Source organism: Halomonas sp. AOP30-A1-24, from assembly GCF_052378165.1.
In the GTDB taxonomy this organism is placed as follows: Bacteria; Pseudomonadota; Gammaproteobacteria; order Pseudomonadales; family Halomonadaceae; genus Vreelandella; species Vreelandella citrativorans.
Genome location: NZ_JBQSXL010000012.1, coordinates 1 through 22,530, shown reverse-complemented (window position 1 = coordinate 22,530; position 22,530 = coordinate 1). Strand labels below are relative to the sequence as shown.

Sequence of the window (22,530 nt, the reverse complement as noted above, 5' to 3'; positions counted from 1 at the left end):
TCAGTGTCTTCCAATCAATAAATTACGGTAAAGCCGGTAGAGGCGCTGCTTCCATGTCAGCGTCGGTTGCTGTGTGCGTGCTTGCTCTAAAAGGCTAATGGCGGTTTCCGCATTACAGAGCTGACGGCTCGAGGGAGCGACGTAGCATGGATACAGAATTAGCGTGCCCGCCACCAATGCTTCCAGCGTTAAGGCGCGAGAGCGGCGCGGGCAGCGCATAGCATCTTGTGTTAATCCCCAGCCTGCGTAAAACGGCATGCCGTAAGTATGTACTTTGCGGTGACGTAATAGCGCCTCAAAGCCTGTCAGCGAACTCATGGTGTGAACCGCATCGACGCGCTCAAGTAGTGTGGTGATTTCCACATGGCTGGCATCCAGATCATACAGGTGTTTAGTATCGGGTTCGAGTGCTCCGATGCGAGCACCGCTGACCACGTCTGGATGTGCCTTATAAATAATAAACGCATGGGGGTGAGTACGGCGCACCTCACGTAAAAGCGCGCTGTTGGTACGAATATGCGGCGAGCCAGTGGCAATGGATGCATCACTCTCAACTTGGCCAGGTACGAGTATTATCAGTCGATTATTGGGCAGCTCAAGAGTATCGTGCCCGCGCACGTTATATTTGGAGAGCTTTAATGCCACTAAACGCTCTCGCAGTTCGCCGGCACGCTCTAGTAGATCATCGCTAAAATCGGCATGCTCAAGCAGCGACTCCAAGTCACTGGGTTGGCTTGGGTCGTAATAAATCCCTTGAGCATCAATGACCAGTGAAAGCGGCTGAGTAAGATCAACCCCCAGGCCTACAGAGCGGATAAAACCATCTTCAATCCGCCACACATGAGGCATCAGCACGGCGTGCTGCTGCTCGAAGGTTTGATCAATACGGCTAGACCACACTAAAAGCTTTTGCGAAGGTGGCGCCTCAGGCAGCGTTTTCTGGTACGTGAGCTGTGCGGCACCGCCTAAAAAGTCATGAATAAAGCGTCGCTTCCACGAGGAGAAGCCACAGCCTATCCACTTGCCGCGTAGCCGTTCCTGCTGGCGCTTTTGGTCGGCAATCAGCGCAATGGTTTCCTCTAGCGTGGCAGGTTTTAGCGTATACGGATTGGCATAGCGCGTATAACGCAGATAAGCCGCCGCGAATACTTCATGGAGCGTGCGTTTTGTATGTCGTCGCGAGCAGGCTAGCCGGTCTTTGGTGAGCCCCCAGCCTGCATAAAAGGGTAGGCCAAAGCAGTGAACGCGCTTGCCAGCCAGCAACGCTTCAAAACCGAGCTGGCTGGTCACGACATACACGGTTTCAACCTGATCAAATAATGCCCAAGGGTTAATGTCTTTACTGATCACGCGGCAGCGGGGGTGGTTTTGCGCGCTGAGCAGGTGACCCCGTTTTTTGCCTGCGATAACATCCGGGTGAATCTTGACCAGAATCTCAGCATTGGGATGGTCGGTAAGCGCTGCGGCCAGCATCTGCTCGAAACTATCCGCATTCGCTCCCCCAAACTCAATAGAGGCATCGCCTGCGGTTTGATCAACAACTAGCACTCTCTCTTGGAGCGAGCCGCTTGAAGCAGGATCTGGCGCGTGGTTGTACTTTGATAGACGATAGCGAGCAAGCTGCTTAACACACCGCTCTGCCTGGTTGATTTCGTCGGTAGTAAAAGTAGCGTTGTTAAGCCAGTTTTCTAAGTCGGAAGGTCGTGAAGCATCGTAATAAATACCGGTGTGATCAACGACCAGGCTATGCCCTTGATAGCCCTCTACTCCCAGCCCAAGCGAGCGCAAAAAGCCGTCTTCCAAGGCAATATAGGGCAGCTGGTGGCGCTTGGCATACCGCCTTGCCTGAAAGCTTGATGGCTTTAATCCCCAGCCAATAACGACATCAGGTTTTTTTTTCAGTGGTCGTAAGTAAGAAAAGTGGCTAAATTCAGGCAGCAAGGCAGGAAGTGCGCTAATTTTTCCGATACCTGATGAGGTAAAACCTGCCGTTTTATTTGCCATGGGTATTGTCATTCGTAACGGAACAAAAAGTTAGGCGAGCGAACATACGTGAAACAGGCCCGCTTATCAATTAGTCACAGCAAGTGCTTACGGGATTACAGAAATTTGTGTTTATAGTCACGAAGCTGAATGATCGTTTAAATTTAATTTAATGCGGCGCGAGAAAATCTGCTGTTTTGATAGGGTGGTGTAATAGAAACAAGGTGTTAGGGCCGTACAGTATACTCCAGACGTATGCTCAAGTTTGGCTTGCCAATTGGGTAATTGGACGTTATTTACCTATAGTGGCGTGGGAAGTACGGTGTAGCGACCACGTTGCCCGCCAAGGGGGGCGATGAATTTGGCGTGTTACTGCCAAGCTGTACACTGGGGCAAGCGCAAACCATTGCGGAGGCACTGTGCCAGGCCGTCAGTGAGGTGTCGGTTGTCCACTCAGGCAAAGGGCGCAACAGCGTGGTGGTCAACGCAGCAACCGACCAGGTGCTTCAGGAACTCTTTGATTAAGTTATTATGTCACGACAGCTACGCTGTCCGGCGTCTGCCTTTCTTGATATTCATTCGATAAACTACCCGCAACCGCAAACTATCAGGGCACGCTGAATTGGCTGAGGCAACACTGTGAACCTACTTGAATTGTTTACTCAAACGCTTGATATCACCTTACCCGTGTTTGCCATGGTTTTTCTGGGGATTGGCCTAAAGCGCCTGGGATGGATTGATCGCACTTTTGTCACCACCGCGTCTGCGTTGGTATTTAAAGCCACGCTGCCCACCTTGATCTTTTTAAGTTTGATTAAAGCCGATATTAGCGTTGCGCTGGATATCTCGTTAATGGTGTTTTTTGCCATCGCCACACTTGGGCAGTTTGTGTTGAGTTGGCTATGGGCACACTTTCGCATTCCCTATGCCGAACGCGGGATTTATGTTCAAGGAGCCTTTCGCGGTAACTGTGGTGTCGTTGGGCTGGCGCTGGCAGCGGGCATGTACGGCAACTATGGGCTTTCAACCGGCAGCCTGCTGGTCGGTGTGGTCATTATTATGTATAACGCGCTATCAGTGGTGGTACTGACCGCTTATCAGACGGAGCAAGCTGCTAACTGGCGCAGCATTCTCAAACATATTGCGACGAACCCGCTGATTATTTCAGTGATCGTGGCCTTGCCGTTTACCGCTTTTTCCATTTCGCTCCCCAGTTGGGTGATGACCTCTGGGGACTATTTTGCGTCGCTCACGCTACCGTTGGCGTTGATCTGTATTGGCGCTACGCTCTCGATGTCCAGCATTCGAGATAAAAGCGACATTGCGGTGAGCTCCAGCATTATGAAGATGGCCATCTTGCCTGTGCTCTCTACCGTAGCTGCCTGGTTGTTAGGCTTTGAAGGCGAGCAGTTGGGCTTGCTGTTCCTCTTTTTTGCCAGCCCCACCGCCGCTGCCAGCTTTGTCATGGTAAAAGCCATGGGCGGCAACGCAGGCCTGGCCGCCAACATCATTGCGATCACCACGTTAATGGCCAGTATTTCGGTAACACTGGGCGTTTTTGCGCTGCGTCTGTTGGGATGGGTGTAAGAAGGACAGAGGCGGGTTGGAGTGTTATCTGTAACACGTTATACTGTGCGGCCCTTCTGCAAGCAAAGTCCCTGTAGCTCAGTAGGATAGAGCAGCCGCCTCCTAAGCGGCAGGTCGCAGGTTCGACTCCTGCCAGGGACGCCAACGGCCATTCTTGAGCAGTCCTGAGAAGGCCAGAAATAGAGTGTAATACTCTGAAAGACATGGTTTTTTAGCTCCTCGTTGTTCCTCAGCATTCCTTCCAAATCCCGCTTCCAAGTGGTATACAGTACGGTATAGACCTCCATTCGAAGACGCTCGGTATACCCGTATGGCGCTAACTATCCGTCAGATAAACGCAACTAAGCCTGGCACGAAATTGTTACCCTTGGAGGGAGCTATCGGTCGTCTGGCGGAAATTTCATCCCGCAAGAGGCTGATGAAATGCCTCAAGGATATGAGCAATAGTGAGGAAATGGCCGCCTTGAGCGCTGAGCTGCCAAGGCTGTTCAGTCGCATTCATGAAGGGACTTACAATGACCATGGTTACATGGCGGGGCTGGGGATCGATGTATCGCTACAGCCAGGAAGCAATATTGATCCATTAATGGATAAGCACAGCCGTAGCCAGGTCAGTCACGAAATCCGACTTCGTCAGCATGCGGCCTTGGGTGAACTGTTGCTGAGTGTCATGCCCAAAGCCAAACCGGTGCCCACTCCGGAGGCTTTACGGACGCCGTCACTGCTCGCCTGCGAAGCTGAAAGAAGGGAATATTCATCGCCCATTTTCTTTAACCGCCGGTTGAAAGAATTAGAAGCTCAAATGGAGTACGTGCCGAGTCAGGCCGACCTCGATAGCGCGTAGCGTATCGGCAAGACTTATACTGATTTAGGTATCCACGCCTCGCCTTTGTGCGGGGCGTTCGCTTGTGGGGCCATGGTTGCGGACTGATAGCGACCTGTGAGGCTTATAGCGGCATAGTGGGCGATGTTGCCAACCCCGTACCCGCTCACCGGCCGCGACCCACGCCGCGCACTCGACACCCCGCCCCGCCCGCGCGCTAAATGGTGTGGTTTTATGCACTCCTTCGCTCGCCGCCAAGCCGCGCCACTGCTGGGCTGGTTGGTGAAAAATGGGTGCATGAAAATTATGCGAATTCATGCGGGGTTATGCAGTTTTAACGAATAGGATGGGGAGCAACAATCTAGAGCTAGGCTATCTGCTGGCCGATAGCTAAACAGGACATTCCTGACAAGACCCTGAAGAGCCAAAGCCTTCCACAAAGACGCGGAGCAGGGTGGCCTAAAGTCGCAGCTAGACGGGTTGCACCGGTGTAAAGGAATGGGCAATACTGCTAAAAATAATTAAAGTAGAAATCAGGGGTTTATGAGTTTCAATTTGCTTGCGGCCAGGGTTTGCAAATCACCAGCCACCGAAGGTGGTGCCGATGTGCGATGTCATTGTTTGATTACAGAAGCTTGCAGTTCTTCTGGTTCAGTAACCTTTACACTTCAATTGTCGACCCTGAGCGGACGTGCCAGGAAAGGCAGTAGGCGCGCAAATTTTCAAATATATAGCCTAATGGAAATTAATAGCCCAAAATATCATGGGCTTGGGAGAATCTTGCAGGCTGCATTTGCCGGGTAAAAGTGCCAGCAAGTTCATTCAATCATAAAACGCGCCGTCTAATACGCTGTTGAACTAAACCGCTTCGCGGTAGCTGTCGACGAACCACGTTTTTCGCCTCATCGGGCCACACTGTTGATTGACCCACGTGGGTCAAACAACAGGAGTGACGACGATGACTGCCTTGCGACAGAAGATGATCGCGGCCATGCGTCAGCGTGGCTTTGCGCAACGTACCCACAACACCTACCTGATGGTGGTCACTGATCTGGCACGTTATTTCCACCGTCCGCCAGACACGTTGAGTACCGACGACCTGCAACACTTCTTTAATCACTTGGTTCAGGAGCGCGGTTTGTCCGCCGCCAGCTGCCGTGTCTACCTGCACGGCGTACGGTTCCTGTACCTGCACGTGTTGCAGTGGCCTTCGTTTGATGTGCCGCTCACCGTCCCCAAAAAACCGCAGCGGATTCCAGAATTGCTGACTCGCGACGAGGTTCGGCGGATCCTGGCCGCCTGTCAAAACCCCAAGCATCGCATGATGCTCGAACTGTGCTACGGCTGTGGATTGCGTGTGACCGAGGTCTGCCACCTGCGAGTCAGTGACATCGACAGCCAGCGTTACCAACTCCGTGTGACGCAGGGCAAGGGCGGCAAGGATCGTATGGTGCTACTACCGGTGACCCTGCTTGATCGCTTGCGCGATTACTGGCGCGCCTACCGGCCCGTCACATGGCTGTTCCCGAGCGCTCTGTTTCCCGATCAAGCCCTGCACACCAGTGCGCCGCAGAAGGCCTTTACCCAAGCCAAGCGCCTGGCCGGAGTCGAGCGGGTGGGTGGCATCCATGGTCTGCGCCATGCCTATGCCACCCATGTCCTGGAGCAGGGCCTGCCCGTTCATCAGCTCCAGCGGCTGCTGGGCCACCGCAACCTCCAGTCGACGATGCGCTACCTGCACTGGCTACCGAACCAGCAAGGGGGAGATCAGTGTCATATTGACCTGGTGGCCGCCTTGGAGGTGAGCCATGACTAAGGCCGCTACCTTGCAGCAGGCGCTGATCCGCTTCCTCGATCCAACCGGTCTTGATCGCCAGCGCCAACGGGTGTGTACCCATCTGCTGGCCTGCCGAACGGAGGCGATGGGCGGGATGATCTTGCAGTGCTCCGACTGCGCCCACGTACAGCCACGCTACTTTGGCTGTCGCGATCGTCACTGCCCACAGTGCCAAGGCCGTGCCATGGAGCAATGGGCTGAGCGTCAGCAGGCCAATATCCTGCCGGTGCGCTATTACCACGTTGTATTCACGCTACCGCACAGCCTTAATGGCTGGGTTCAGCTTCATCCCGAGGTGATTCACCGGTTGCTGTTCCAGAGCGCCTGGCAAACGCTACGCACTTTTGGACGAGACCCCAAACGCCTTGACGGCGAAATGGGGATGATCGCCGTGCTTCACACCTGGGGCCAGAACCTGAGCCAGCATGTGCATCTGCACTGTTTGGTTCCAGGCGGTGCCTTGAGCGACGATGGCCGCTGGCATAGGGCACATAGCAACTACTTGTTCCCGGTGCGGGCCTTGTCACGCCACTTTCGCGGGCACATGGTGAGCGCTCTGCGCAAGGCCGCCAATGCAGGCGATCTCCACCGAGTCACCCGGCCCGGTGATGTTGATGCTCAGCTGAACACGCTGATGGCCACTGAATGGGTGGTTTACAGCAAGGACTGCCTTGAACACACCCATGCGGTGGTTCGCTACCTGGCGCGCTACACGCGCCAGATCGCCATCAGCAACGCGCGCATCCTCGCTGTCGATGACCATCAGGTGACCCTACGCTACAAGGACTATCGCGACCACGACCGGCACAAGTCACTCACCCTCAATGGCGAGGAGTTCGTGCGCCGCTTCTTGCTCCATGTCCTGCCCAAGGGACTGATGCGGGTGCGTCACTACGGTTTTCTGGCCAATCGCTGCCGTCGGCAACGACTGGCGCGGATCCGCCAAGCGCTAGCGGTTGCTGAGCAAGCCCCAAATGTCGATACAGCCGCCAGCGATGTGGAGCCAACCTACACCTGTCCACACTGTCGGCAGCCGACATTGCGGATGATCGGGACGCTCACTCCCCAGCGGCCCATCCATGATCAGCCGCCTAACCACAAGGAGCAACGCTATCGAGCATGATGTAACGCTATACGACGACAACGGACTAGGCTAACCGGCCCACTCGCGGGTCGCGGCTACGTTCGTCTCGGTGATGGATTTTAGCCATCAAGCGCGCTACATTGGGTTAACTTAGGTTCGGGGGGGGCACTGAAATGATGGCGAATCTCACCACTAGAGCGCGTTACCACAGAATGCCTATGCACGGTTTGTTGCCTCCGGCCACATGCCCGTCAATACAATCCCCTATTAAATAGCCGCCTGATGGACGCGCCTTAGTCCAACAGGCATTTATGCGCCATGCTCCGCACGGCGAATAAATGCTTCACTGTTAGCCGTCATAGGAATCGCCGTGCCGATATCAAACAATGACCAAGACGAGTTCGCCGCCTACTTGGCTCGCTATGTCTCTGGTGCCAACCCGAAGAACGCATTAACCCCGGAGCAGGCCGCTCAAGGTGCTCATTTATGCTTCGTGAATACGAATGAATTGCTTATTGACGCGCGGATTCTGGCCAAGGAAGGGCGCCTATGCCGAGCGCTTTCCGTTACGGTACTGGCGTTAGAGGAATTGGCGAAAATCTCCGAATTGTACCGAGTGGCAATTGAAAGCCAGTTGTCCTCGGATGCCGTGGACTGGAAGGTATTCTGGAAAGAGTTTAACTATCACAAGCCAAAGCAGAAACGCGCCACGGCATACGGAAATGTGATCAGAGGTGTTGTGGGAGAAGGCAATGGCTTGGGCAATCCATTACCTTATAAGTCATACTTTTCAGACGATACGTTTGGGCATTTGGACAAAGCGAAACAGAAGAATTTTTATGTCGATTTCGCTGGCGGAAAGTTTGTCGCCCCGAGAAATGACGACAATACCAAAAAGATTCTTGCAGAGCTATATGGCTTTGTGAGCGAGCGGATAGACACGTTTGGTTCCTGGCATTCCTCAATTGATCGCAACGTGACTTTTTTTGAAGTTACTACCAAGCAAGCCAAGTCTTTCTTGGAGAGTGCTGCTCTCGCTGATTCAGGGCTAACTTCGCTCAATGGATGGGCTAGCACTTTTACTCCCGAGGAGGTTCAGGCGGATATTATCCGGCTAGCATGCTATCGATCATCTGGCGGGGTGCCAGACTACTACAGTTTCACCCCGGAAATGGAGTCAGTTCGCGGCCTAACCGCCGAAAATCGTGAGGCAATTTTGGCCGGGGTGGTTGGTGCGCTAGAGGCTCGCATGGATACTGGTGAGGTTTTGCCGCAGTTTGGCAATCGTGCATTTTGTATGTTCAAACTTATGATCCACTATGGGCAAAACAATCTTTCCAAGAGCGAGTTCAACAATATTTTTCCGAAACTCGCAAATGCTGGCTAACACCTATGAGCCTTCTGCCTGTCAATAGGCCGCAGCATTTTTTATTGGCCGCGTAAGCGGTCAATCTCAAGTCCCTGAGCCAGTGATCCTACTTCATCTGTCATCGTTGGCTGTTGGTGGCTTACAGCAAACACCTATTGAGGCTCTCTAACGTGGTAGTTCACCACTGCCAAACCGGGTTGCTCCTTGCAGGTGGGGCTGGGGCACTAGACATTCATCGGTTAACCAGCATCTGTCCTATTCAAAAAGCGGGTTACTTTACAGTCCCAGTTAGTTTCAGGTTCAGCGCCGGTGTAAGCCCACTCGATCAGGGTGCTGATGCACGCCAGCAGGATGGATAATCAAAGCGACGGGCTTCGAGTTGGGTGTAGAAGTCGGGTTTCAGATCTCAAGATCAGTCAGCAGACACCCTGTTTCAGCACACTCCATGATGATCCAGTTAGACGTTGATCATCATCCTGCTGCGTGACTAACTCCTTAAAAAGCGTTGTTCATCAAACACCTTTTCGTTCTTTAACATGAAATAGACTGCACGCCCCAACTTGTGGGCCAGGGCCGATAAGGCTTTGGCTTTACCCATGCGTTTCTGGAAGCGTTGCAACAGTTTTTGTGCACCTGGATTGCCGCGCAGATAAAGCACCGCAGCCTCAGAAAAAGCCCACTTTAGATGGGCATTACCAATCTTGTTGCCCTGGGTGCCATAGGTCTTACCGGCCGATTCGGCTTTGCACTTGATCAGTCGGGAATAGGAGGCAAACTTCTGAACAGATTCAAAACGTCGAATATCACCCACTTCATACAGAATGGTGAGGGCCAGAATACGGCCAACGCCGGGAATGGTTTTTAATAAGTGGTAGTAGGTCGGCTGATGCTTTTTGGCCTGCTTTTCCAATAGCCATTCCACCTGGCTTAGTTCCCGGTGGTAGCACTCTAAAACGGCCATATCTAGATCGATATTGCGCTGAACGAGCGGGTCATCAAAGGTTCTGCCCAATTGTTCTCTGGCACTGACATTTTTTAAATTGACCTTGTTGGGTGGCAGGTTGTACTGACTCGTTGTGTTGACAACATGAGCTTTGAGATCAGCGCCGTGGCGAACGAGCCCAGTTCGGCGGCGAAGCAGGTCACGGGTAGCTCGCATGCTGCGTGGGTAGACATAAGCGAGGGGAAAATTACCGCCTCGAATAAGCGCCGCAATTTTGTAAGAATCCACGCGGTCATTCTTGGTTTTACCGCCATGAATGGCCTTCATATAAAGGGCATGACCGAGAATGAAAGCAATGCCCTGGTCTTCACAGAAATCAGCGATCCAGTACCAGCAGTGCATGCATTCAACCCCGATGACCAGATCGTCCAGGTAAGGTTCGATCAGATGAAGCAGAGGTTCTGGTTTGGCTGGAATCTCTTTATGCAGAAGGGTTTCGCCCTGCTGATCCAGGATGCAGACATACAGGCTACGGGCATGCAGATCAATTCCACAGTAGTGACGATGAGTGCTATTGTAAAAATTCATTGAGTCTTCTCCTGTTGGGTTTGGTCGCCTTTTCAGCTTAGCCAAACAGCTGAGCTGGGGGAGAAGGCTCAATGAGTATCAAGGCAATGCACGCGACAAGCGCGTGATTGCGACGTTATGCATAATAAGGGGATTGAGTGTGCCGAAAGATGATCATTTTGTAGCCCAAACCTACCTAAGGGGTTTCGTTGACGACGAAGGAAATCTCACGCCTTACTATAAGAATGGGCGAGTTATCGTCGGCAAGAAAAAAACACCGCGACAGGTTTGTTATAAAACTGACGGCGATTCCAATAGTTATTTCGATAACCCGAGGATATTAGATGAATATCTACCTCATATTGAAAATCCTTGGGCTGATAATGTAACAAAACTAGAAGCGGGTAGAGTGGATGCAGATTGTAAGTATGAAATCGGGGCATATATCTCTTTTTTAAGATCCTGCACTCCAACTGCCAAAAGACTTGGCGCTGACATGATCAGCGCAAACATGCAACCTTTGGTTAATAGAACTCTTGCTGAGCACTTTCACGAACTTGGAGAAACTACAGACGAAATCCGGTCGGCTATTAAAGATGCAATGGACAATCGGGAAATTAGATCAGTAGTGGATGAGGAATATGTGCACGCCATATCTATACAGCACTTGATTCATTCAGCTTATAGGTTTTACTGCTCTCATTGGCTCGTGTTATTAAATGAAACAGGTATTCCATTTGTAACCAGTGACAATCCAGCTGGTCTTTATTACAATGGAGGGGAACCACAGTACGCTACTATTTTTGTGCCGCTTTCACCGACATTAGGTGTATTTATAAAGCCCGACTTAACAATTGCGAAACCAACGATTGAAGATGTTGAAAGGTATAGTCATTCAGGCGATGATTATGCTCACCCAAAGGAAAGGTTCGTTGCAACCCTGAATGAGTTAACAATTAGGAGTGCGGAAAATACTGTGCTTCATTCAGCCATTGATGAAGACTTAGAATCTTTGGTTGAAGCGAATCGAGATTGGAGGGTTCAAAACCAAAACTTCGAGCTGCCTTATGAAAACGGAATGTTTATTATCAATAGGCAGCGTGCCTGTAAAAATGCATAGCAAGGTGCTGCTAGAGACAAGACTACGTAGCGCTTCGTTTTGCTCCAGAGGACGCGTTAGCTGTTTCCTAATGATCGAGGTTCCTGTGAAAATTGAAAATGCCAAGATTGAAGACTATCAGAAGTATCTAAAGGAAAAGTCTAGGCCTCCGAGTAGAGGGGGGAATACAAAGGCTCTTCATGCTCACATACTTGTCATTGATGGAAAACAGTATAGTTTTCTTGCGTTAGGCTCACAGCAATGGGTGTTTAAAACCGATCTTGTGAGTTTTGAGTATGAATTAGATGGCCAGTATAGGAATGTCGATAAAGAAACAATCGTTACTATTGATAAGTCGGGAATCAAAGTGATAAGGGGTAATCGAGGTTTTAAAAAACAGCTTCGTACCGCAGACACTCGAATGCCAGTTAGTCGACGAGAAATGAACAGTTAACAAATGCAGGCACGGTGACGGCTTTTCGTTGCGGCTGCGACTTCACTACAAAGCTGCGCGTGCTGCGGGCGTTAAGTTTTCAGTGATTTAGCCAGGAGGCAACATGGGAGCATATTTTACGAGTTCAGGATTTAGTAGCTGCGAGGTAGGTGGCTTTGTCGCCACTGCTTTGCTTCACGATCTTCGAGTCAATAACTTTACCTTTACTAATTTCCCCGAGATTGATGTCGCTTGGGATGTTGACAACTTCCACATAACCCTGAAAGTTCAAGGGGCTAGCAGCTCAACTTTCAGTTTCGGTTATAAAACTGTCATTGCTGAGGTTAAGCGCTTCCGAGACAAAAAGGAGGTAAGCGCTCAGGTTTTTGATGTGATCCAAAAGCATGCTGCCGAATTAGAAGGTGAGGTATCAAAAACTTAACAATCGCAGGCGCAGAGACATCTTTTCCTTTGCGGTTGCGCCTCCACTACAAAGCCGCGCGTTCAGCGGGCGTTATACACCAATGGATAATGTGCTATGACCAATACTGAAAAGCAGGTGCGAAAAGTACTTATTCGCGTAGCACGTGGATCTTTTCAGACTCATCATTTTCGTAAAATCACTTATAAAGAGCTTTGGTTGACCCAGTATCCCAACGGAAGTTGGGGCCAGGGGCATACGTCTGAGGTCGTGGAGTGGATTGTCAATATCTCGGATAGAGATACAGCCAAAGGCCTGCCGCCCCTTAACGCTATAGTGGTGAGAAAAGATACATCCGAGCCTGGGAAGGATTGGAAAACTTGGCATAAAAGTGTCGGTAGTCTTTATGAGTCACAAGCACATGCGCAGGCGGCGTGTTGGGCATACTGGCCCTGCAAAAGCATAGTCACGCAGTACCGCAGGGGGAGTTGATACCTAACGAATCGCTGCCGTTGACCGCCAAAGCGCTGTCGCGCTTTGGTTCCATCCGCGCTCCGGCGTCAACTAAGTTAATGCGTTAAAGCGCTATATTAATGGCTCATAGAAGACCGCTCTTGGCAGTAAGCAGTCCTGCAACAAACATAATTATCAGTGATTGATGTTATCCAACAATACGTTGTTAGCGGGTTGCAGATGGGAGTGCTGGTATACGTGGTGGTATATTTCGCTTTATTTTTTCTTTTTTATTTATTTAAAATTATTATGTTATGTGAGTTTTTCGACTCCTGCCAGGACACCAAACCCTACCCCAAGCAACGCTCAAGAAACCCTAAAAACCGATGATCATTAGCGTAGGCAATATGCATACGCATGGACGATGCATCCGGCCCATTGGGGCGTAGTGAAAAGATGCTGCCAGGGGCGATGAAAATACCTTCGTCCGAGGCTTTTTTGGCTAGTTGCATTGCGTCAATGTTGTTCGGCAGGCGCGCCCATAAGTAATAACCTTCCCCTGGCCCCTCTATATTCTCAAGCCCCACCTCTTTCAACGCGGTAATGGTACTGGCGCTGGCCTTGGTAATGCGTTCGCGAAGCTGTACTAGGTGGCGGCGGTAACGCCCGTGGTTAATCATGTCGTGAATTAGGCGCTCGCTGAAGGTGGAACTGTTAACGACGGTAACCATTTTGATATCGGTAAGCGCATTAACCAGCGCAGGGTTTGCCGCTAAATAGCCCGAGCGAATGCCAGTGGAAAGGGTCTTGGAAAACGTGCCTACGTAAATCACGCGACTCAGGTCATCCAGTGCCGCCAGGTGGGCGCTTCCTCGGTGGAGCAGGTCGGCAAAGGCGTCGTCTTCTACCAGTATCAGGTTGTAGCGCTCCGCGAGAGTCAGTAGCCGGTACAGCTGATTAAGCGAAAGGGTAGAACCTGTCGGGTTATGGGCATTGGGCTGTAGAAAGAAAACATTGGGACGATATTGAATAATTTTGCGCTCAAGGTCATCAAGGTCCAACCCTTCGTGGCTGCGCGAAACGCCAATCAGCTTCGCCTTGGCCAGGCGCAGCTTGCCGAACAACGGGTAATAGCCGGGTGTTTCCACCAGAACTCGGTCACCCGGGGCGATCAGGTGGCGAATAATAAGATCGAATGCGTGATTAGCGCCGAAGGTCAGCAGTACTTGTTCATGGGAGGCGTGAATGGAGCGCCCGGCCAACACCCTGGCAATCGTTTCACGCAGTGGGAGATACCCTTGTGGGGCACCGTACTCGATATCATCATTGCCGATGGATGTTAATCGCTTGGCCTGACGCGCAAGCGCCGCGCCGCCCATCCAACTGGCGGGCGCCCGGCCGTCGCCTACCCGCACCTGAAAATTACCTACCAACTGCTCTCTCAGAAGCGAGACGCTATCAACGGCTTCATTTAGCTCGTGGGTCTTTTCCAGCGCTTCAGGCGTGGGTGGCTGCGTAACAAAAAAGCCGGCTCCTTGCCGGGCGCGCAACCTACCCAGTGCAATCAGCTGATCATAGGCATCAACAATCGTGTTTTTTGAAACCCCATGCTGGCGGGCGGCTTTGCGTATAGAGGCGAGCCTGGCACCCGGTGCTAGGCGGCCTTCTTCGATAGCCTTGAGGATGGTGTCAGCCACGTGCCTGGATTTCGACATGGTAGGTGTCTCCCGAAAACGGGCTAAACCCAACCCGGTGAAATCAGTGTACCTGTCTTTCGATGGGTACAGTACCTCGTACAATCTCGCTAACTGTACCTGTCAGTAATCAGCAAGTTTACCCATCATGAGCGGCATTAAAAAAGAAACATCCATAATAAATTCAAGGAGACACGCTATGGCTGAGCGAAAGAACCGGTTTCTTAATGTGTGGGATGACACGGTGAGTGGGAGAGACCTCCTGCTGTCACTGTGTATTTCTACGCCGTTAACACTAGGCGGCTATCTGCTTGCCCCGGCGCAGCCTCCGCTTCCACTTATTCTGGGGCTAAGCGGCGCTATTCTGGGGTTCTTCATCAATGCGCTGCTGTTTCGCCCTAAGCGGCAGCTGCAAACCGGTGAGGAGAAGTAGTAATGGATCCCGTCTTATTACTTCAAATGCTGGCGGCTGCGATCATTGCCGTCATCGTTTATACCGCTATCGGCGTTGCGCCGGGTACTGATGAAACCGCCGTACTGGCCCCGGTAACCTTGGCGCTGGTGGTCGCAGGTATACCGCTTCCCGTGGTGCTGGCTTTCTTTATGGCGGCAATCGTTGCCAAGAAGCTGACCGACTCCATCCCCGTTTCGGTAGCCGGTATACCGGGCGGGGTGATGTCGGCCCCTATGGTCGAACACGCCCTGATTCTAAAGCGGGAAGGGCACGCCACCCTGGCGATTCGTAAAATGGCGTCCGGTTCGGTCATTGGTACGCTCGTCGCGATACCCATCAGCCTGTTCCTCGCCTTTCTGTTAACGCCGCTAGCCGATGTGCTTGGCCAGTACGCTAGCCAGATTTTCTTTGGTGGTGCCGTATTTCTGGCGCTGATGAGCAAGGAGAAAGTCATCAGTCTGATCAGTATTGTGCTGTTGGCGGCTCTGATTCAGGGGTTACGGCACCTGTATTGGGGGATGGGCGTCATTCCAGAAGGGCAGACGGTATTCATTTCGTTCTTTTTGGGCATCACCATTGGCCCGATGATGTTTAATCTGGCGCAGCTTACGGTCAACAGTGAGCGCCATAAAATGGCGGAGTCTGAGCCCAAGCAGATCCATATCTACGGTGACGATGACAAAGGGCAGCTACCCAATCCGTTCCGTATCCTGACGCGCCAGGAAACCGCCTCGGCCGCGGCAAGCTCGGTGCTGGGATCGGTTACGTTCTTCATGAGCCCAGTGGGCATCACGATCTTTCTGGGCGAAGTAATGTCGAGTTGGGTGAAGGGCACGGTCAATAAGGCCAGCCGAGCGCTCTCTTCAATGGATGCGGTCACCAATGCTTCTTACATCGCGGGCATCTTGATTCCCCTGGCGGCGCTGGGCATTCCGATGAGTCCCATGGCGATTGGTCCGGGCAATGCCTTCTTCAACGCACCGCCGGTGCTGACGCTTGAGCAGAACGCTCACCACTTGATGAGTTTTTCTGAAATTACCATCGCCAGCATTTTGGGCGCCGGTGTCGCTTTGCTGATTACCTACCCGATTGCGGTTCGGTACGCGCGGCGTATCTGCATCTTTGTCTTCAAGCACATTCCCCACGAAGCGTTTCTGGCGATGTTCTTCTCGCTGGTCATGCTGCTCGCCTATATGGATGCTGGCGTAATGGGCATTTTGGGCGTGATGGTGTTGGCACTGATGGCGGGCCTGCTCAACCGGTGGGGCGTCAACTACGGTGTGCAGTTCATGACGCTATATGCCGCACCCTGGATTTTAGGGCTGCTTGCTTAATACGCTTGGTCCATGCCTGAAGCATATGCAGCGTCTTGGTAAACCGCCTGCTTCAGGCACATTTACTTATTCAACCTCAATTGATCAGAGGCATTATCAATGGCACACAGCACATCACGCATTCCCGGTTTTTATCAGCTTTCCCCCAGCGAGCGGCTTGATAAAGTCATTGAAATAGCCGGGCTTGGCAACGAGGTTCGCGCGCATTTTTCCGATACGGGCAATATTTCGTCAGCCACCGCCGATGCCATGATCGAGAACGTCATCGGTACGCTGAACCTGCCCATCGGGGTTGCTACCAATCTGGTCATTGATGGCGAGGAACAGCTGGTGCCCATGGCGACCGAGGAGTCCTCCGTGGTCGCTGCCGTGTGTAATGCGGCCAGGCAGTGTCGCGCCTCGGGCGGGTTTTATACCGATACGTCAGAACCCATCATGATTGCACAGGTGCAATTACTGGATGTGCCCAATCCTGAGTTTGCGCGCCTCCGGCTGCTTTCCGAGTTTGAGCAGGTAAAAAGCATTTGCGATGCAACCGACCCGGTGTTGCTGCAGCACGGGGGCGGTTTTCGCGAGCTGGAAGTGCGCGTGCTCGACAACATGCTGATCGTGCATCTGCTGGTGGATGTGCGTGACGCCATGGGCGCTAATGCCGTCAACTCGATGGCGGAAGCCGTCGCACCTTCTCTGGCACAGTGGAGTGGTGGACGTAGTTGCCTGCGTATTCTTTCCAACCTTGCGGATCGGCGCATTGCGCGTGCGCGTGCTACCTGGAAACTCGAAGACCTTGGCGGCGAGTCGGTACGTGACAGCATGCTTAATGCGTATCGCTTTGCTGATCAGGACCCTTATCGGGCAGCCACCCACAACAAAGGCATCATGAACGGGGTGAGTGCTGTCGTGCTGGCAACCGGTAACGATACCCGTGCGGTGGAAGCGGGCGCGCATGCCTACGCCGCGCGTACCGGGCGCTACCGTTCCTTGACACATTGGGAGGCTGATAGCGGAGGGAACCTGACCGGTACCCTGGAAATGCCCATGCCGGTAGGCCTGGTGGGCGGTGCTACTCGCTCGCACCCCAGTGCTCGGCATTGCCTGGATATTCTGGGTGTAAAAACAGCGGATCGCTTGGCGCGTATCATCGTCGCAGTAGGGTTGGCGCAAAATTTTGCCGCCATGAAGGCGCTGGCAACCACAGGTATTCAGAAAGGCCATATGGCGCTGCACGCCAAGAATATTGCAGTGATGGCCGGGGCCGAAAATGAGGAAGTTGACCGGATAGCGGCGCTGCTTGTGGATGGCGGTAAGGTGCGTGTGGATATCGCCCAACAGCTTCTTGAACAGTTGCGTAACGGATAAGGAGAAGACATGACTTTGCCATCCTCTGTGCGTCTGGTCGAGGTCGGCCCGCGCGACGGTTTGCAAAATGAACAGGCGCGCGTGCCGACTCATCTGAAACTTGCGTTTATCAAGCGCTTGGTGGAGGCGGGCTGTGCCAATATCGAAGCGACGAGCTTTGTGTCGCCCCGCTGGGTGCCGCAAATGGCCGACCACAGGGAAATAATGCAGGGCGTTGAGCCGCGCCCCGGCGTTGTCTATTCAGCCTTGACGCCTAACCTGAAAGGCCTGGAAGCGGCGATTGAGTGTGGTGTTGAAGAGGTCGCTGTATTTGGTGCAGCGAGCGAAGCCTTCTCGCAAAAGAACATAAACTGCTCTATCGCCGAGTCGCTCGAGCGCTTTGAACAGGTGGTCGACCGTGCGCGCCAGGCCGGGCTGCGCGTGCGGGGGTATGTTTCCTGCGTGCTTGGCTGCCCTTATGAGGGAGAGATCGAGCCTTTACAGGTGGCGCGGGTGGCCAAGGCGCTATACCAGATGGGCTGCTATGAGGTATCGCTGGGCGATACGATTGGCACCGGCACGCCATCCAAAGCCAAGCGTATGCTGGCAGCTGTTGCCGCCCAAGTCCCGGTGAATAATCTGGCCGCTCACTTTCATGATACCTACGGCCAAGCACTTGCTAATCTCTATGCGGTGCTGGAAGAGGGAGTAAGCGTTATTGATAGCTCCGTCGCCGGTTTGGGTGGCTGCCCCTATGCCAAAGGGGCTTCTGGCAATGTGGCCAGCGAAGATGTGGTGTATATGCTTGAAGGTTTGGGTATTGCGTCAGGCATCAATTTAAACGCGCTAGCAAGAACGGGGGATTGGATCACGCAAGCGATCAACGCCCCTAACCGGTCACGCGCGGGCAGCGCCTTGATGGCAGCGGGGATGTAACGGCTTGGCTGTTCTCCCTTGGCCCAGGAAAGCCAGAATATTGACTATAGTGAACCAGGCGCAGGCGTTCTTGGACGCCGACGCCAATGAACGCTGTTCAACACATTGACGCAAAGGGAGGCGCGAATGGCTCGTTATGGCCTGTTGGTTTTGATAGCAATTGCACTGGCTGGGTGTTCAACGCAAGGTACGGCGGATGGTGCACAAGAAGCACACCGCTATGCCGTTGAATACTGCGAACGTGAGGGTGGGGAAGTGCGCAGTCGTGAATCTGGCGGTACTCAACGTGACTACTGCCATTTAGTTGAAGGCCGTGTCGTTGAAGTGAATATGCTGTATCGAACCGAAGGGTTGAGAAACGACTGATACACAAGGTGGGCGTTCTCTGTGCTGGCCCATTTCGGCATTAGGGTTAATGCGGCTCCCCTGAATAGGCGCACTCAGGTATGCTCGTCGCCTACTTATTACCTCGTCGCTTTTTCAAGGACACTGCCCATGTTGTCGCCTAACCGTATCGCCAGTGCATCGTTGGCGGGTTTACTTGCTGTACTTCCTGCCACGTTATTAGCTCAGGAGGCGCATATTGGTAGCGTGCGCACCGAGTTCAGAATGCTGGGGCCAAACAATACCATTGAAGTCGAGCGGTTCGATGACCCGAAAGTGCAGGGTATCTCCTGCTATATTTCCTACTCCCAGATTGGCGGAATTTCAGGCGCGATTGGGCTTGCTGAAGAAGCCAGCGAAGCAAGCGTGGCCTGTCGGCAAACGGGCGAGATTGTTTTTAATCCCGATGAGATAGTTCCGCAAGAGGTGGTGTTCACCCAGCGCCGCTCGGTGCTCTTTAAGAATATGCGCGTAGTGCGCATGCATGATACTGAAACACAAACCTTTGTGTATCTGACCTATAGCACCAAGCTGGTGGATGGCTCGCCAAAAAATGCGGTTACCGCTGTGCATTACGGCGATCTAACGCCGGGCACACGCTGATAAAAAGTAGCCCTGTTAATAGCCATGAGCTAATAGTCTTGAAGATCGCGCTTTTATAAACCGCTATCCTGTTTGGAGCGGGGAAGGCGCTGGGCATTGCCTAATTCTGTGCCCAATATGTGACGTAAAAGGCTTATGTTAGCCTGGTTACCCTATACCGATATCGACAAACAGATGCTTTACTCTTCCCCGTGAGAAGCGATTTATTGACGCAGCTCATGCCATGGCTTGCCGAAACCTGATATTTTAAAGGTGCATTTAAAATGAATCTTTAAGCTATAGGGAAGAGGCCGCCATGCTCACACCGGCACAAGAACAGATCATTGCTGCTACAGCCCCCGTTGTGGCTGAGCATCTCGATACGATTACCCAGCGCTTTTATCCGTTAATGTTTGAGCGCTATCCTGAGGTGAAGTCACTTTTCAACCAAACGCATCAGCAAAATGGCGGGCAGCCACGAGCGCTGGCAGGTTCCATTCTGGCGTATGTGCAGGTTCGCCAAAATCCTGAAACGGCGCGCCACATTATGGAAACTGTGGTTAACAAGCATATCTCGCTGGATATTCAGCCGCATCAGTACCCGATTGTTGGGGAATGCCTGATGGAGGCTATCGGTGAGGTGCTGGGCGATGCGGTGACGCCTGAAGTTGCGGATGCCTGGGGGGCGTTGTACCAAGAGCTTGCCGCTTTGTTGATCGAGCTTGAAGAGCAGCGCTATCAGGAGTTCGAGCAGCGCCTTGGCGGCTGGCGCAGCACGCGGCGCTTTCGTATTGAAAAAATACAGCAGGAGAGTAGCGTTATTCGCTCGTTCATCCTGGTGCCTGAAGATGGCGGCCCGGTCGCAAACTATACGCCCGGCCAGTATATCGGCGTTAAGCTTATGATTGATGGCGAGCCGGTACACCGCCATTACAGCTTGTCAGGTATGCCGGATGGGCGTTCTTACCGCCTTTCTATCAAGCGTGAACCTCACGGGCTTGCCAGCCGCTATTTTCACGACCATCTAAACGTAGGCGATACGATTGAGTTGCTGCCGCCAGCGGGTGAGATGACACTCGTGCCGGGCGATGAGCCTCTTTTGTTGGTCAGCGGCGGCATCGGTCAAACGCCCTTACTGCCGATTGCTCAAGAGGCGTTGCAGCAAGGCCGTAAGGTTGCTTATCTGCATGCCGCGATAGATGCTGAGCACCGTGCCTTTGCGACCACGCTACAGGAATTGGCACACGCGTATCCTGAGCAGTTAAGCGTCGTCACCGTATTTGAGCAGGATGACAGCGGTGACTACCAGGGGCGTATCAGTGATGAGCTTTTGGCGAAACATATCGTGTCCGGCGAGCGCTGTTACTTTGTCGGGCCTCATGGCTTTATGAGTGCGGTGGATAAAAGCCTGACTCGCTTGGGCGTGCCCGAGTCACATCGCCACTTCGAACACTTCGGCCCGGCGAAGGCGTTAGACATCGCTTAGTCGAATAGCACCGAACCGCCTCCTTCGCCGTGGGGGAATGCGAAAGAGGCGGCCTTGGTTTTAGAACATCGTTAATCAGCTATGCCAAAGCGGTTCTGGAAAAAGGGATTATGAAAAAAGGATCATGAAAAAGGAGTTATGAAAAAGGAGTTATGAAGGAGTGGCATTGACGGGGGAAGGTATGTGTTCTTCATTGGGCCATGCGGTAACGACAACTTCATAAATGCGCCAGTCGTAATTATTAAGGTGCTGAGAGGCTTCTTTCAGATGCTGTGCCAAATCATCATTACTATGCGGGGTGACAAAGGCCTCGCCGCTGAAGATTGGGCCTTCTTCACGTAAGCGTACCGAGGCGGCGGCTACCCAAGGCATGGCGCAAAGCTCGGCCTCAAGTGCTTCTTCCATGTGCTCCGGCTTTTCGCGAGACGTAAAGTGAGGGCGGCGATCAAGCAGGTCGCCTATGGCTTCCTTTAAATTGGTAATGCCATCCTTGGTAACGTCCAGGGCAATAATGGCCGCAGCAACTGCGTCTGCCCACCAAAAACCGGCCCCTACGCCCAGCACGCCTACAATGGCAGCCATCCCGGTCATCCAGTCAGCTTTGCTCATTTTACCATCCGCAAAGACGGTTTTCTCATGCACTTTAGCGGCGGCTTTGGTCTGTAAACGCCCGATAATAACCGGCGGAATGACACTGTAGATAAGCACGCCAACCATCACCCAGCCCATCCATATCGTCTCACCAAACAGCGTGATGGCGCCGATACTGGGGTGCTCCTGGTGGGCAAGCTTTAGCAACGAGTCTCCTAGTAAAAACAGGCCCATCGCGCTTAGTGCAGTGGCGGTGCATAAAAAGGCAATGATAGTGGCGCGTTGATACCCATAAGGATAGGTCTTATTAGGCGGGCGATTGCGAAACCGGACGGCCAGCAAGAAAGCGATAGGCGGAATGAGCGAAAGCATGTCTTCCAGCCATGCGACTTTCATTGCCTGGCTGTTACCCAATACCGTACCGAGTATCGCTACAATGGAAAGACGAAACGCTAAATTCCACCACTCAAGGCGGATCAGATAGTCGAGACCTTGCTGCTTCTCTGGAGGCAGGTGATAAAGCTTGCGTATTTTCATTGTTCAGCCTCCAGCTGTTGAAGGCGTTGTTCAATACCGGGGTAGCTATTTAAATGGCGCTGTACGACCAGCATCCAGGCATTTTCTCCTTTGGGTAGCGCCATAACATGCTGGTCGGTGGTGATTTTCCACTCTCCAACCTGATAGTTATGCGCATGCAGCCACCAGGAGGGGTTGGCAACTGCTTGGTTTAGTGCATCAAGATCGGAAGTGGGGCGGGGAATCGCGCCCTCTTTTTTAAGCGCATGGGCGATATGGTTAACGGCAGGAAGGGCGACCTCAACACCTTCAAGATGGCTGGGTAAGGAAGTGCTTCTGGGTACCCCGACTGAATAGTGGCTCTCATAGTAGGCCTTGGTGGGGGTGGCGAGGACGCTCACATTTGAATCCTGAGTAAGCCCACCGGCCACCAGGTCAAGCTGGTATTGGGAGAGCGCTGCCTTTTTATGCCACCATTGATGCACATAGGCTGGCACACAGATGACATGCCTGGGCGCACTCTTGGCAATGTTCTGCGTCATGTTGGTCGCATTCATCACCGCACTTTTGACAGATATCCGCACACAGCTGGCAGACATCCTGAGCATATTCGCTA

Annotated in this window: 21 protein-coding genes, 1 tRNA gene and 1 pseudogene; 17 read left to right on the top strand and 6 right to left on the bottom strand. The window is 52.7% G+C overall.

Going from position 1 to position 22,530, the window contains the following annotated elements; translation table 11 throughout:
- Positions 1–2,004 carry a capsular polysaccharide biosynthesis protein gene (locus ACT3TJ_RS08660; RefSeq protein WP_444665579.1) on the bottom strand — a complete coding sequence of 668 codons (2,004 nt, stop codon included), beginning with the start codon at positions 2,002–2,004 and terminating at the stop codon, positions 1–3.
- A 278-nt stretch (positions 2,005–2,282) separates the two neighbouring features.
- On the opposite strand from ACT3TJ_RS08660, the pseudogene ACT3TJ_RS08655 reads away from it, so the two are divergent.
- The 7 genes and pseudogenes from ACT3TJ_RS08655 to ACT3TJ_RS08625 all read left to right on the top strand — a co-directional run.
- Positions 2,283–2,508 (top strand): annotated as a pseudogene (locus tag ACT3TJ_RS08655) (GGDEF domain-containing protein); the annotation flags it as partial.
- A gap of 114 nt (positions 2,509–2,622) precedes the next feature.
- On the top strand, positions 2,623–3,570 hold the full coding sequence (locus tag ACT3TJ_RS08650) for an AEC family transporter (protein WP_087109657.1): 948 nt from the start codon (positions 2,623–2,625) through the stop codon (positions 3,568–3,570).
- Positions 3,571–3,637: 67 nt separating this feature from the next.
- A tRNA-Arg gene (locus tag ACT3TJ_RS08645) sits at positions 3,638–3,714 on the top strand.
- A 166-nt stretch (positions 3,715–3,880) separates the two neighbouring features.
- Positions 3,881–4,414, top strand: coding sequence for a hypothetical protein (locus ACT3TJ_RS08640; protein ID WP_444665577.1), 534 nt, complete (start codon positions 3,881–3,883; stop codon positions 4,412–4,414).
- Between the two features lie 937 nt (positions 4,415–5,351).
- The gene (locus tag ACT3TJ_RS08635) at positions 5,352–6,209 is read left to right on the top strand and encodes a tyrosine-type recombinase/integrase (RefSeq protein WP_444621973.1); all 858 of its coding nucleotides are present in this window, start codon (positions 5,352–5,354) and stop codon (positions 6,207–6,209) included.
- Positions 6,202–7,353: an IS91 family transposase gene (locus ACT3TJ_RS08630; protein WP_444621974.1), complete on the top strand. Its 1,152-nt coding sequence runs from the start codon at positions 6,202–6,204 to the stop codon at positions 7,351–7,353. Before ACT3TJ_RS08635 ends, ACT3TJ_RS08630 begins: the two co-directional genes overlap by 8 nt.
- A gap of 331 nt (positions 7,354–7,684) precedes the next feature.
- The gene (locus ACT3TJ_RS08625; protein ID WP_444621975.1) at positions 7,685–8,701 is read left to right on the top strand and encodes an AbiV family abortive infection protein; all 1,017 of its coding nucleotides are present in this window, start codon (positions 7,685–7,687) and stop codon (positions 8,699–8,701) included.
- 469 nt (positions 8,702–9,170) lie between these two features.
- Here ACT3TJ_RS08625 and ACT3TJ_RS08620 read toward each other — a convergent pair whose 3' ends face one another.
- Positions 9,171–10,214: an IS110 family transposase gene (locus ACT3TJ_RS08620; RefSeq protein WP_444621976.1), complete on the bottom strand. Its 1,044-nt coding sequence runs from the start codon at positions 10,212–10,214 to the stop codon at positions 9,171–9,173.
- A gap of 139 nt (positions 10,215–10,353) precedes the next feature.
- Here ACT3TJ_RS08620 and ACT3TJ_RS08615 point away from each other — a divergent pair, with 139 nt between their 5' ends.
- The 3 genes from ACT3TJ_RS08615 to ACT3TJ_RS08605 all read left to right on the top strand — a co-directional run bounded on the left by ACT3TJ_RS08615 (position 10,354) and on the right by ACT3TJ_RS08605 (position 12,167).
- Positions 10,354–11,313 carry a DUF4238 domain-containing protein gene (locus tag ACT3TJ_RS08615; RefSeq protein ID WP_444621977.1) on the top strand — a complete coding sequence of 320 codons (960 nt, stop codon included), beginning with the start codon at positions 10,354–10,356 and terminating at the stop codon, positions 11,311–11,313.
- 85 nt (positions 11,314–11,398) lie between these two features.
- Positions 11,399–11,746, top strand: a complete 348-nt coding sequence (locus ACT3TJ_RS08610) for a hypothetical protein (protein ID WP_444621978.1) — start codon at positions 11,399–11,401, stop codon at positions 11,744–11,746.
- 103 nt (positions 11,747–11,849) lie between these two features.
- Complete coding sequence (locus tag ACT3TJ_RS08605) at positions 11,850–12,167, top strand: hypothetical protein (RefSeq protein ID WP_444621979.1); 318 nt, start codon at positions 11,850–11,852, stop codon at positions 12,165–12,167.
- 782 nt (positions 12,168–12,949) lie between these two features.
- Here the strand turns inward: ACT3TJ_RS08605 and ACT3TJ_RS08600 are convergent.
- Entirely contained in the window at positions 12,950–14,314 is a 1,365-nt protein-coding gene (locus tag ACT3TJ_RS08600; protein ID WP_444621980.1) for an aminotransferase-like domain-containing protein, read from the bottom strand.
- A 178-nt stretch (positions 14,315–14,492) separates the two neighbouring features.
- Here ACT3TJ_RS08600 and ACT3TJ_RS08595 point away from each other — a divergent pair, with 178 nt between their 5' ends.
- The 7 genes from ACT3TJ_RS08595 to hmpA all read left to right on the top strand — a co-directional run bounded on the left by ACT3TJ_RS08595 (position 14,493) and on the right by hmpA (position 20,807).
- Positions 14,493–14,726, top strand: coding sequence for a hypothetical protein (locus ACT3TJ_RS08595; protein ID WP_444621981.1), 234 nt, complete (start codon positions 14,493–14,495; stop codon positions 14,724–14,726).
- Between the two features lie 2 nt (positions 14,727–14,728).
- On the top strand, positions 14,729–16,081 hold the full coding sequence (locus ACT3TJ_RS08590) for a tripartite tricarboxylate transporter permease (protein WP_444621982.1): 1,353 nt from the start codon (positions 14,729–14,731) through the stop codon (positions 16,079–16,081).
- A 99-nt stretch (positions 16,082–16,180) separates the two neighbouring features.
- Positions 16,181–17,440 (top strand): hydroxymethylglutaryl-CoA reductase, degradative, encoded by a 1,260-nt coding sequence (locus tag ACT3TJ_RS08585; RefSeq protein WP_444621983.1) that lies wholly within the window; start codon positions 16,181–16,183, stop codon positions 17,438–17,440.
- Between the two features lie 9 nt (positions 17,441–17,449).
- Complete coding sequence (locus tag ACT3TJ_RS08580; RefSeq protein ID WP_444621984.1) at positions 17,450–18,355, top strand: hydroxymethylglutaryl-CoA lyase; 906 nt, start codon at positions 17,450–17,452, stop codon at positions 18,353–18,355.
- A gap of 126 nt (positions 18,356–18,481) precedes the next feature.
- Positions 18,482–18,721, top strand: coding sequence for a DUF333 domain-containing protein (locus tag ACT3TJ_RS08575; protein ID WP_444621985.1), 240 nt, complete (start codon positions 18,482–18,484; stop codon positions 18,719–18,721).
- 129 nt (positions 18,722–18,850) lie between these two features.
- Entirely contained in the window at positions 18,851–19,342 is a 492-nt protein-coding gene (locus ACT3TJ_RS08570) for a CreA family protein (protein ID WP_444621986.1), read from the top strand.
- A gap of 295 nt (positions 19,343–19,637) precedes the next feature.
- On the top strand, positions 19,638–20,807 hold the full coding sequence (gene hmpA / locus ACT3TJ_RS08565; protein WP_444621987.1) for an NO-inducible flavohemoprotein: 1,170 nt from the start codon (positions 19,638–19,640) through the stop codon (positions 20,805–20,807).
- Between the two features lie 150 nt (positions 20,808–20,957).
- Here the strand turns inward: hmpA and ACT3TJ_RS08560 are convergent, their stop codons facing one another.
- From ACT3TJ_RS08560 to ACT3TJ_RS08550, 3 genes are all read right to left on the bottom strand, one after another.
- A complete protein-coding gene (locus tag ACT3TJ_RS08560) occupies positions 20,958–21,935 on the bottom strand; it encodes a cation diffusion facilitator family transporter (RefSeq protein WP_444621988.1) in 978 nt (325 codons plus the stop codon).
- Complete coding sequence (locus ACT3TJ_RS08555) at positions 21,932–22,315, bottom strand: hypothetical protein (RefSeq protein WP_444621989.1); 384 nt, start codon at positions 22,313–22,315, stop codon at positions 21,932–21,934. The genes ACT3TJ_RS08560 and ACT3TJ_RS08555 overlap by 4 nt, the downstream gene beginning before the upstream one ends.
- Positions 22,316–22,379: 64 nt before the next feature.
- The gene (locus tag ACT3TJ_RS08550) at positions 22,380–22,490 is read right to left on the bottom strand and encodes a hypothetical protein (RefSeq protein WP_444624381.1); all 111 of its coding nucleotides are present in this window, start codon (positions 22,488–22,490) and stop codon (positions 22,380–22,382) included.
- Positions 22,491–22,530: the final 40 nt, after the last annotated feature.

Bases quoted from the DNA above. Each gene is read 5' to 3' on its own strand.
- ACT3TJ_RS08590 (WP_444621982.1), top strand. From the start codon at position 14,729: ATGGATCCCGTCTTATTACTTCAAATGCTGGCGGCTGCGATCATTGCC.
- ACT3TJ_RS08635 (WP_444621973.1), top strand. From the start codon at position 5,352: ATGACTGCCTTGCGACAGAAGATGATCGCGGCCATGCGTCAGCGTGGC.
- ACT3TJ_RS08600 (WP_444621980.1), bottom strand. From the start codon at position 14,314: ATGTCGAAATCCAGGCACGTGGCTGACACCATCCTCAAGGCTATCGAA.
- ACT3TJ_RS08595 (WP_444621981.1), top strand. From the start codon at position 14,493: ATGGCTGAGCGAAAGAACCGGTTTCTTAATGTGTGGGATGACACGGTG.
- ACT3TJ_RS08575 (WP_444621985.1), top strand. From the start codon at position 18,482: ATGGCTCGTTATGGCCTGTTGGTTTTGATAGCAATTGCACTGGCTGGG.
- ACT3TJ_RS08660 (WP_444665579.1), bottom strand. From the start codon at position 2,004: ATGGCAAATAAAACGGCAGGTTTTACCTCATCAGGTATCGGAAAAATT.
- ACT3TJ_RS08630 (WP_444621974.1), top strand. From the start codon at position 6,202: ATGACTAAGGCCGCTACCTTGCAGCAGGCGCTGATCCGCTTCCTCGAT.
- ACT3TJ_RS08605 (WP_444621979.1), top strand. From the start codon at position 11,850: ATGGGAGCATATTTTACGAGTTCAGGATTTAGTAGCTGCGAGGTAGGT.
- ACT3TJ_RS08585 (WP_444621983.1), top strand. From the start codon at position 16,181: ATGGCACACAGCACATCACGCATTCCCGGTTTTTATCAGCTTTCCCCC.
- ACT3TJ_RS08570 (WP_444621986.1), top strand. From the start codon at position 18,851: ATGTTGTCGCCTAACCGTATCGCCAGTGCATCGTTGGCGGGTTTACTT.
- ACT3TJ_RS08560 (WP_444621988.1), bottom strand. From the start codon at position 21,935: ATGAAAATACGCAAGCTTTATCACCTGCCTCCAGAGAAGCAGCAAGGT.
- ACT3TJ_RS08640 (WP_444665577.1), top strand. From the start codon at position 3,881: ATGGCGCTAACTATCCGTCAGATAAACGCAACTAAGCCTGGCACGAAA.
- hmpA (WP_444621987.1), top strand. From the start codon at position 19,638: ATGCTCACACCGGCACAAGAACAGATCATTGCTGCTACAGCCCCCGTT.
- ACT3TJ_RS08580 (WP_444621984.1), top strand. From the start codon at position 17,450: ATGACTTTGCCATCCTCTGTGCGTCTGGTCGAGGTCGGCCCGCGCGAC.
- ACT3TJ_RS08620 (WP_444621976.1), bottom strand. From the start codon at position 10,214: ATGAATTTTTACAATAGCACTCATCGTCACTACTGTGGAATTGATCTG.